This is a genomic window from Oscillibacter sp. UBA6647, from assembly GCA_002455655.1.
Taxonomy (GTDB): domain Bacteria; phylum Bacillota; class Clostridia; order Oscillospirales; family Oscillospiraceae; genus Oscillibacter.
In genome coordinates, this window is the sequence record DKLF01000076.1 from 1 (window position 1) to 8,032 (window position 8,032).

The window sequence follows — 8,032 nt, forward strand, 5'->3', positions numbered from 1 at the left end:
AATTTATATTGTAGGAGGACGCTTTATGCTGATGCAAAAGGAGCGGGAACTGGTGACCGAATACGGCAGAAAGCTGAGCGCCGCGGGACTTTGCCCCGGCACCAGCGGAAACCTGAGTATTTACAGACCGGAAGACGGGCTGATGACCATCAGCCCCTCGGGCATGGACTATGACCAGATTCAGCCGGAGGACGTGGTCATTGCGGATTTGAACGGACGCGTGACAGACGGAGGCCGAAAGCCTTCCAGCGAGTGGGCACTCCATGCCGTTTTCTACCAACACAAGCCCAAAGCGCAGGCGGTGGTTCATACCCATTCCGTTTATTGCACTACCTTTGCCGTTCTGGGACAATCCCTTCAGGCGGTGCACTATGCCATTGGCGACGCCGGGACGGACGAGGTTCCCTGCGCCCCCTACCGCACCTTCGGCACCCCGGAGCTGGCGCAGGAAGCCATCGCGGCCTGCGGTTCGGGAAACGCGGTTTTGCTTGCAAACCACGGGATTGTTGTCTGCGGGGACGATCTTTCAGGGGCATACAGTCTTGCCCGCAACCTAGAGTACGTTGCCGAGCTGCAATACCGGGCACTGTGCGTGGGCACGCCCAACGTCCTCACCCAAAGCCAGATGGCGCAGGTGCTGGAGCGGTTCCAGTCCTACGGTCAAACTCCCGGCACGGGCGGGGGCTACCTTCATCCATAAAAACGGACAATGCCGTATGCAAAAGCATACGGCATTGTTTTATGATGAAAAGCAAAATTCTGCTGTGGGAAAAAATATTCCCTCATCTCATGGCAATGGTAACTTCGCTTTCCGCAGCAAGATCGCCTGCGGTATAAACGATACATTTGCAGGTGGCAATGGCCTTTTCAGGCCGCTGAGTCAGTATTTCCGCGTGGATTTCCAGTGTGTCTCCAGGCAAAATCTTTTTTCGAAACTTTACATTGTTAATGCCCAGAAAGAGGGGAATTTTCCCGGCATAGTCCGGCTTGGTCATCAGCACCAGATCGGTTGCCTGTGCGGAGGCTTCCACCGTGTACACACCGGGCAGAACCGGATCACCGGGAAAATGGCCCTTGAAAATCTCCCGTGCGGGGTCCACATAAAAGCTGGCCACAACACGCTCTCCTGGAACAAGCTCTGAAACCTCGTCAATCAGCAGCATGGGGTCCCTGTGGGGAATAATGGCCATGACTTGCTCATGGTTGAGCTGAACTGCCTGCGTCATTCCAAATACCTCCTCAGTCGTTTTCCGCCCGGCGCTTATAGCCCTCCAGTCGGTCGGCGGCATCGCGGATGGTCTTGGCGTACAGCTGTTCCGCCCGCTCGGGGAAGGAATCCGCCAGCGCGGCGTAACGGCGCTCGGATTTAAGATAAGCCGACAGATCGCCGGTGGGATCCTTTGATTCCAGAACGAAGGGATTCTTGCCCTCGTCCTTCAGGCGGGGGTCAAAGTGATACAGATGCCAGTAGCCGCACTCCACGGCGCGCTTTTGCTCCAGCTGACTGTTGCCCATGCCTCCCTTGATGCCGTGCTCCAAGCAGGGGCAGTAGGCAATGACAATGGACGGGCCGGGATAGGCCTCGGCCTCGCGGATGGCACGCAGCGTTTGGGCAGGGTCGGCACCCATGGAAACCTGCGCCACATAAATGTAGCCATAGCTCATCAGGATGCTGCCCAGATCCTTCTTGCGCACTTCCTTGCCGCCCGCCGCAAACTTTGCAATGGCGGCGGTGGGGGTGGCCTTGGAAGACTGTCCGCCGGTGTTGGAGTACACCTCGGTGTCCATCACCAGAATGTTTATGTCGCGGTTCTGGGCCAGCACGTGGTCCACGCCGCCAAAACCGATGTCGTAAGCCCAGCCGTCGCCGCCAAAGCACCAGACAGACTTCTTGGTCAAAAACTCCCGGTTGTCCAGCACAAACTTGGCTGCCTTGGCCGCTTCCTGATTGGGAGTATTGATCTTCTCCAGCGCGGCAATGAGCTGATCAGATGCAGCGCGGGTCTTTTCGGACTCGTCCTTGTCCTGAAGATAAATTTCGCAGGCTTCCTTGGCCACGTCGGCGTCAATCAGAGTCTGAACGCGGAGCAGAACTTCCTTGTTGATCACCTCGTGGGCGTTGAGGAAGCCGTAACCAAACTCAGCGTTGTCTTCAAACAGGGACTGTTCCCAAGAGGGTCCGAAGCCGCGCTCATCCTTGCAGTAGGGGGTAGCGGGCAGAGGGCCGCCATAGGCGGAGGAGCAGCCGGAGGCGTTGGCAATGTACATCCGGTCGCCGAACAGTTGGGTCACCAGCTTGATATACGGCGTCTCGGCGCAGCCGGCGCAGGCGGCGGAGAACTCGAAATAGGGCTTGGAGAACTGGCTGGCCTTCACGTTTTTGGCAGAGAAAGCGTCCTTTTTAATAGGAGTCTGTTCCACGCCGAAGGTCCAGTTCTCTCCCTCGGCTACCTGTGTTTCAAATGGCACCATGGTCAGCGCCGTGTCCTTCGCCAGACAAATGTTGGCGCAGGAGCCGCAGCCCATGCAGTCGTAAGGAGAAACCTGCATCCGGTACTGATATTGGTTCAGCCCCTTGGCCTGAACTGTCTCAAAGGAAGCGGGCTTGTTGGCGGCCTCCTCCTCATTCAGCAGCACGGGACGGATGGCCGCGTGGGGACATGCAAAAGCGCACTGGTTGCACTGGATGCACTTGTTGGCATCCCACTTGGGCACCATCACGGCTACGCCGCGCTTTTCAAACCGGGTGGTACCGTTTTCCCAGGTGCCGTCCAGACAGTTATACTTTTTGAAAGTAGAGACGGGAATTTTGTCGCCTTCCTGGCTGTTCATGGGGATCACCACGTCTCTGATGAAACCGGGAATATCCTTTTCCGGTGCGTCATCGTCGGGTGCGCTGGCCCATTCGGCAGGGATTTCAAACTTCCGCACATCGGTCAGACCGCGGTCCACGGCGGTATAGTTCATATTGGTGATCTTCTCACCGGCTTTTTTGAAATAGCTCTTATAAATGCCGTCCTTCATCTCCTTGACCGCCAGATCCAGAGAGATGATGTTAGTCAGCTTGAAGAAAGCCGCCTGAAGCACGGTGTTCGTGCGGTTTCCAAGGCCGATCTCCCGGGCAATGGCCGTGGCGTCGATGACGTACATCTCCGTGTGCTTTTTGGCAAGGTCACGCTTCATCTTGCCGGGGATATGGGAGGGCAGGTCGGCGTCGCTCCAACTGCAATTCAAAAGGAAGGTCCCGCCGTCCTTCAGATCGGCAGTGACATCATATTGACCAAGGTAAGACGGCTCATGTAGCGCCACAAAGTCTGCGGAATTCACCATGTACGGAGAGCGGATGGGGTTTTTCCCAAAGCGCAGATGGGACTGGGTCAGTCCGCCGGATTTCTTGGAATCATAGGAAAAATAGGCCTGAGCATACATGTCCGCCGCAAGACCTATGGTGGTAATCGTATTCTTGTTGGCGCCCACGGTGCCATCGCCGCCGATTCCCCAGATTTTACAGGAGGTTTCACCCTCTTTGGGGATGGAGACTTCTTCATAAGGAAGAGAAGTAAAGGTCACGTCGTCCACAATGCCGATGGTGAAATCGTTTTTGGGCGCTTCGCTTGTCAGGTTGTCGTACACGGCGACAATCTGACCCGGGGTGGTATCCTTGGAGGCCAGGCCATACCGGCCGCCCACCACCTGCACGCCGGGGCAGTTGCGGTGCAACACGCTTTCCACGTCCTGATAGAGCGGCTCGCCCATGCCGCCGGGCTCTTTGGTCCGGTCCAGTACTGCCACTTTCTTAACGCTTTTGGGCAGAACGGACAGGAAATGCTCTGCGGAGAAGGGGCGATACAGATGCACCTGAATCATGCCCACCTTGCGGCCATGGGCATTGAGATAGTCCACCGTCTCCTTCACGGTTTCGGCGGAGGAGCCCATAAGAATCACGCACTCAGTTGCATCGGGTGCACCATAGTAATTAAACAGCTTGTAATCCCGGCCGGTGAGCTTGTTGATCTCATCCATATAGCTCTGGACGATGGCAGGAAGCATGGCATAATGCTCGTTGCAGCCCTCGCGGCACTGGAAGAAAATATCTGGGTTGACGGTGGTTCCGCGGGTGAAGGGATGCTCGGGGTTCAATCCATTTTTGCGGAACGCCAGCAGCTGGTCGTAGTCCACCAGCTTGGCAAGATCGTCATAATCCAGCGCGTCGATCTTCTGCATCTCGTGAGAAGTGCGGAAGCCGTCAAAAAAGTGCAGGAAGGGATGGCGCGCCTTGATCGCGGCAAGATGCGCCACGGCCCCCAGATCCATTGCCTCCTGCGGAGAGGAGGACGCCAGCATGCCAAAGCCGATCATGCGGCAGCCCATGGTGTCGGAATGATCGCCGAAAATGGACAGACCATGGACAGAGATGGTACGGGAAGACACATGGAACACGCCGGGCAAAAACTCACCGGCGATTTTATACATGGGGGGGATCATCAGCAGGAGGCCCTGAGATGCAGTATAGGTAGTGGTCAGGGCACCGGCCTGCAAAGAGCCGTGGCAGGTGCCCGCCGCGCCGGCCTCGGACTGCATCTGAATAACCTTAACGGGTTCTCCGAAAATATTTTTCTTTCCATTGGCTGCCCAAGCGTCCACCTTCTCCGCCATAGTGGAGGAGGGCGTGATGGGGAAAATACTGGCGACTTCCGTAAACGCGTAGGATACGTATGCCGCAGCCGTATTGCCGTCCATGACAACACTTTTCTTACTCATAGTTTGGTTCCTTTCTTCCTCTTATCCGGGGATCGGTGTTTTGCATGGGATTTTGCGCTGCCAACGCGCAATTTCCGTATTGCGGAATCATTTTCCGAAAATGGGGCAAAAAAATATTCACAAATGAAAACACTTATGTTATACTCATGATAAGCGCTTGTAGAGTATTTGTCAAGCATATAACAGACAAAATTCAAGGCGGAATTCTGTGCGAAAGGTTGAAAATATATGGCAAAAGAACAGGTTTCCAGCATTTTGCGGGCTCTGCAAATTCTGGAATGCTTTATGGATTGTGACACCGAATGGACGCTGAAGGCCTTGGTGGAACGCCTGGATCTTCCTACCACCACGGTCTTTCGGCAAATTTCCACACTGGTAGAGCGGCAGTATCTGGAGCAGGACCCAGTCCGCAAAAGCTATCGGGTGGGCCCCAGGCTCTATCTGCTTTCCAGCGCAATTATGGGGCGCTCAGACATTCGCAGCATGGCCCATCCGGAGTTGGAGCGGCTGAGCGATGTGGTACAGGAGACTGTGAATCTCAGTGTTTTGCTGGATTATGATATTTTTTACTTGGATAAGGTGGAGACGCACCGCTCCGTGGTGTGCAACACCCGGGTGGGAAGCCGCGCACCGGCCTATGCAACCAGCGGCGGCAAGGCGATGCTGGCCGCGCAGCCGGAAGAGTATGTGGATGAATACTGCGAATGGATGAAGAATCAAACACCCATGACGGAGACTACCATCACAAATTCCGAGCAGCTTCGGGAGGAACTGGTCAAAGCTCGGTTAAATGGCTATGCCATGGACAATGGAGAGATTGAGCAGGGACTGATCTGCATTGGTGCGCCGATCTACGACATGACGGGCCATGTTCGGGCGGCCGTGAGTATTGCCGGGCCCAACTATCGGATGAAATCGGAAGAGGCGTTTATAACCAGTGAAGTAAAAAAATCAGCAGAGCGAATCTCCGCTCTGCTGGGCTACCGCAAATGAAAAGGCCATTTTACACACCGGTATAATAATTGCAATTGGCGGGCGTGGACCCACCCAAGGAAAGGAAACAGTTATGAACAGCAAGGAATATCTCAATCATGTGTTTGGATTGGACGGAAAGACCGTCCTAGTGTCCGGCGCTGCCGGCGGGATCGGGTCGGCCATCAGCGAAGGATTGGCTTATGCGGGGGCAGAAGTGTTTCTGTGCGGCCGCTCGGTGGAAAAGTGTCAGGCCCTGACTGATAAAATTATGGCCAACGGAGGCAAAGCTTTTGCCCACTGTTTGGACGTGACGGATATGAGCAGCATCCATACCTGTGTGGACGATGTGACAGCCCAATGCGGAAAAATTGACGTGCTGTTCAACGTGGCCGGCATGAATAAGCGGGAAGGCCTTCTGGACGTGGACGAGGAGACTTACGACCGAATTATGGACACAAATCTCAAGGGTGTTTTCATGCTCAGTCAGGCCGTGGCCCGGGAGATGTACAAGCGAAAAAGCGGCAACATCATTAACATCGGTTCCCATAACGATGAGGGGATGCTGGGCGGCTGCTCTGTTTATGGAGCCACAAAGAGCGGCGTGGTGGCGCTGACCCGTTCCATGGCCATAGAATTCGCACAGTATGGCATCCGGGCCAATGCCATCAGCCCGGGACACATCCTCACGGAACTGACCCAGGTGACCTGGGATCACCCCACCCGCGCCCCTTGGCTGAGAGATCGAATTGCCATGGGCCGTCCCGGAATGCCGGAAGAACTGGTGGGAATGGCCATCATGCTGGCCTCCGACGCGTCGGCCTATATGACCGGACAGGCATATCATGTGGACGGAGGCTGCCTGTGCGGCGGCGCCCCCTGGGAATACGACACACAGTATTGACAAAAGCAGCACAGCGCCCGCGCAATCAGGAAGACGGCACTTTTAAAAGTGCCGTCTTCCTTGCTTTCTCACAGTGCTTATTACCGGGATAGTTCCATCAGCCCGTCTGCGATGCATGTGTGATGCCGAAGCTCTTGCAGCTTTGACTCGGCTCGCCCGGATCGTTTTGCAGAGGACGGAATTGCAGCTTTGTTTTTTACCGCTCCCTCCCGCGGAATGTTTTTTCCGGTCGGTCCCAGCGGAGCTTTTCCAGCGCCGAACGGATGCGGGCAGACACCCGATTTCGGGTATCGAGTACCCAGAGTTCGTCAATGGGCATATCCAATGCCTTGGAAAAAGAATAGTACAGGTTCACCTGCTGGTAATACGTCTCCAACTGCTCGCAGGACTGCCCTTCCGGGACCGGCTTTTCCAACTGCTGCGCATTTAAGGAAAAGCACGCGTGGGCATACTCTGCAAACTGGGCCAGCAACGCAGAATTTCCCAGAGAAAAAGGAACGCGCATCAAGCGCCACTGAATCTGCTCTGGCAGGTGATAGGGCTCCAGCATATCCAGCAGGAAAAGCTCTGTGTTCACATCCTTCTTGCGGTAATAAGACAGTGGCTCCGTCTCTGTGCTCCACAGCGCCAGCTTTTCCCGCAAAGGCAGCAGGCCAATCTGCAAAATGGCCTCGCTGGGGCCGACCACAGCCTGTTCTATGGGATCATCTTCGGCGGCAAGCTTTTCTTCCACCACAGAGACACGCTCATCCAGACAGGCTACATATCCGATCTCATAGATGCCGATGCGCCCTGCCCGTCCGGCAATTTGTTTAATTTCCTGAGAGGTAAGAGGTCGGCGGGACTCCCCGTCGAATTTCTCCAGTTCTGTGAAAATGAGGCGACGAATGGGGAGATTGACACCCATGCCGATGGCATCCGTGGCAACCAAAACCGGGTTTTTCCCCTGAATAAAAGCATCGTACTGTCCCCGGCGCACCTCTGGCGGAAGATCCCCATAAATTACGCTGGAGCGGATGCCCAACTGCCCGAGATACCGCGACAAAGACAGCACCGCAGCTTTGGAAAAAGCCACCAGAGCATCGCCCTGCCCAACATTCTTCAGCCGCACCGGAGCGTATTCCATTTGCAGCGGTACCAGACGGGTATATGCCTTCAACTCATACTCGTCTCCGCAGTCCCGGATCATGGCGGTCAACTGCTCCTTTGCAAGCAGCGCACCGCAAAGATGAATTTCCGGGCAGCACAGGCCCAAAACAGCCCGGGTCCACGCATCACCCCGCTGTGAATCTGCCAACAGCTGTACCTCGTCGATCACCGCTACATCGTATTTGCCGCTTAAATTTGCTTTTTCTACCGTACAGCAAAGGTGCTTCGCACCCGGCATCTGCACTT

6 protein-coding genes are annotated in these 8,032 nt (G+C 55.4%); 3 read left to right on the forward strand and 3 right to left on the reverse strand.

Features of this window, described 5'->3' with window-relative positions; genetic code table 11:
• Positions 1-25: 25 nt before the first annotated feature.
• Complete coding sequence (locus B2W96_RS05575; protein ID WP_293009299.1) at positions 26-700, forward strand: class II aldolase/adducin family protein; 675 nt, start codon at positions 26-28, stop codon at positions 698-700.
• A gap of 82 nt (positions 701-782) precedes the next feature.
• Here B2W96_RS05575 and fabZ read toward each other — a convergent pair whose 3' ends face one another.
• Entirely contained in the window at positions 783-1,226 is a 444-nt protein-coding gene (gene fabZ, locus B2W96_RS05580) for a 3-hydroxyacyl-ACP dehydratase FabZ (protein WP_293009300.1), read from the reverse strand.
• A 13-nt stretch (positions 1,227-1,239) separates the two neighbouring features.
• Positions 1,240-4,761: a pyruvate:ferredoxin (flavodoxin) oxidoreductase gene (nifJ, locus tag B2W96_RS05585; protein WP_293009301.1), complete on the reverse strand. Its 3,522-nt coding sequence runs from the start codon at positions 4,759-4,761 to the stop codon at positions 1,240-1,242.
• A 228-nt stretch (positions 4,762-4,989) separates the two neighbouring features.
• On the opposite strand from nifJ, the gene B2W96_RS05590 reads away from it, so the two are divergent.
• Together B2W96_RS05590 and B2W96_RS05595 are read left to right on the forward strand one after the other, a co-directional pair.
• The gene (locus B2W96_RS05590; RefSeq protein WP_293009302.1) at positions 4,990-5,754 is read left to right on the forward strand and encodes an IclR family transcriptional regulator; all 765 of its coding nucleotides are present in this window, start codon (positions 4,990-4,992) and stop codon (positions 5,752-5,754) included.
• A gap of 73 nt (positions 5,755-5,827) precedes the next feature.
• The gene (locus B2W96_RS05595; protein WP_293009303.1) at positions 5,828-6,637 is read left to right on the forward strand and encodes an SDR family NAD(P)-dependent oxidoreductase; all 810 of its coding nucleotides are present in this window, start codon (positions 5,828-5,830) and stop codon (positions 6,635-6,637) included.
• Positions 6,638-6,833: 196 nt separating this feature from the next.
• On the opposite strand, the gene B2W96_RS05600 is transcribed toward B2W96_RS05595, so the two are convergent.
• The coding region (locus B2W96_RS05600) for a helicase-related protein (RefSeq protein ID WP_293009304.1) at positions 6,834-8,032 on the reverse strand (1,199 nt) is incomplete at its 5' end.

Coding starts and splice junctions, on each gene's coding strand:
- B2W96_RS05575 (WP_293009299.1), top strand. CDS start 26: ATGCTGATGCAAAAGGAGCGGGAACTGGTGACCGAATACGGCAGAAAG.
- fabZ (WP_293009300.1), bottom strand. CDS start 1,226: ATGACGCAGGCAGTTCAGCTCAACCATGAGCAAGTCATGGCCATTATT.
- nifJ (WP_293009301.1), bottom strand. CDS start 4,761: ATGAGTAAGAAAAGTGTTGTCATGGACGGCAATACGGCTGCGGCATAC.
- B2W96_RS05590 (WP_293009302.1), top strand. CDS start 4,990: ATGGCAAAAGAACAGGTTTCCAGCATTTTGCGGGCTCTGCAAATTCTG.
- B2W96_RS05595 (WP_293009303.1), top strand. CDS start 5,828: ATGAACAGCAAGGAATATCTCAATCATGTGTTTGGATTGGACGGAAAG.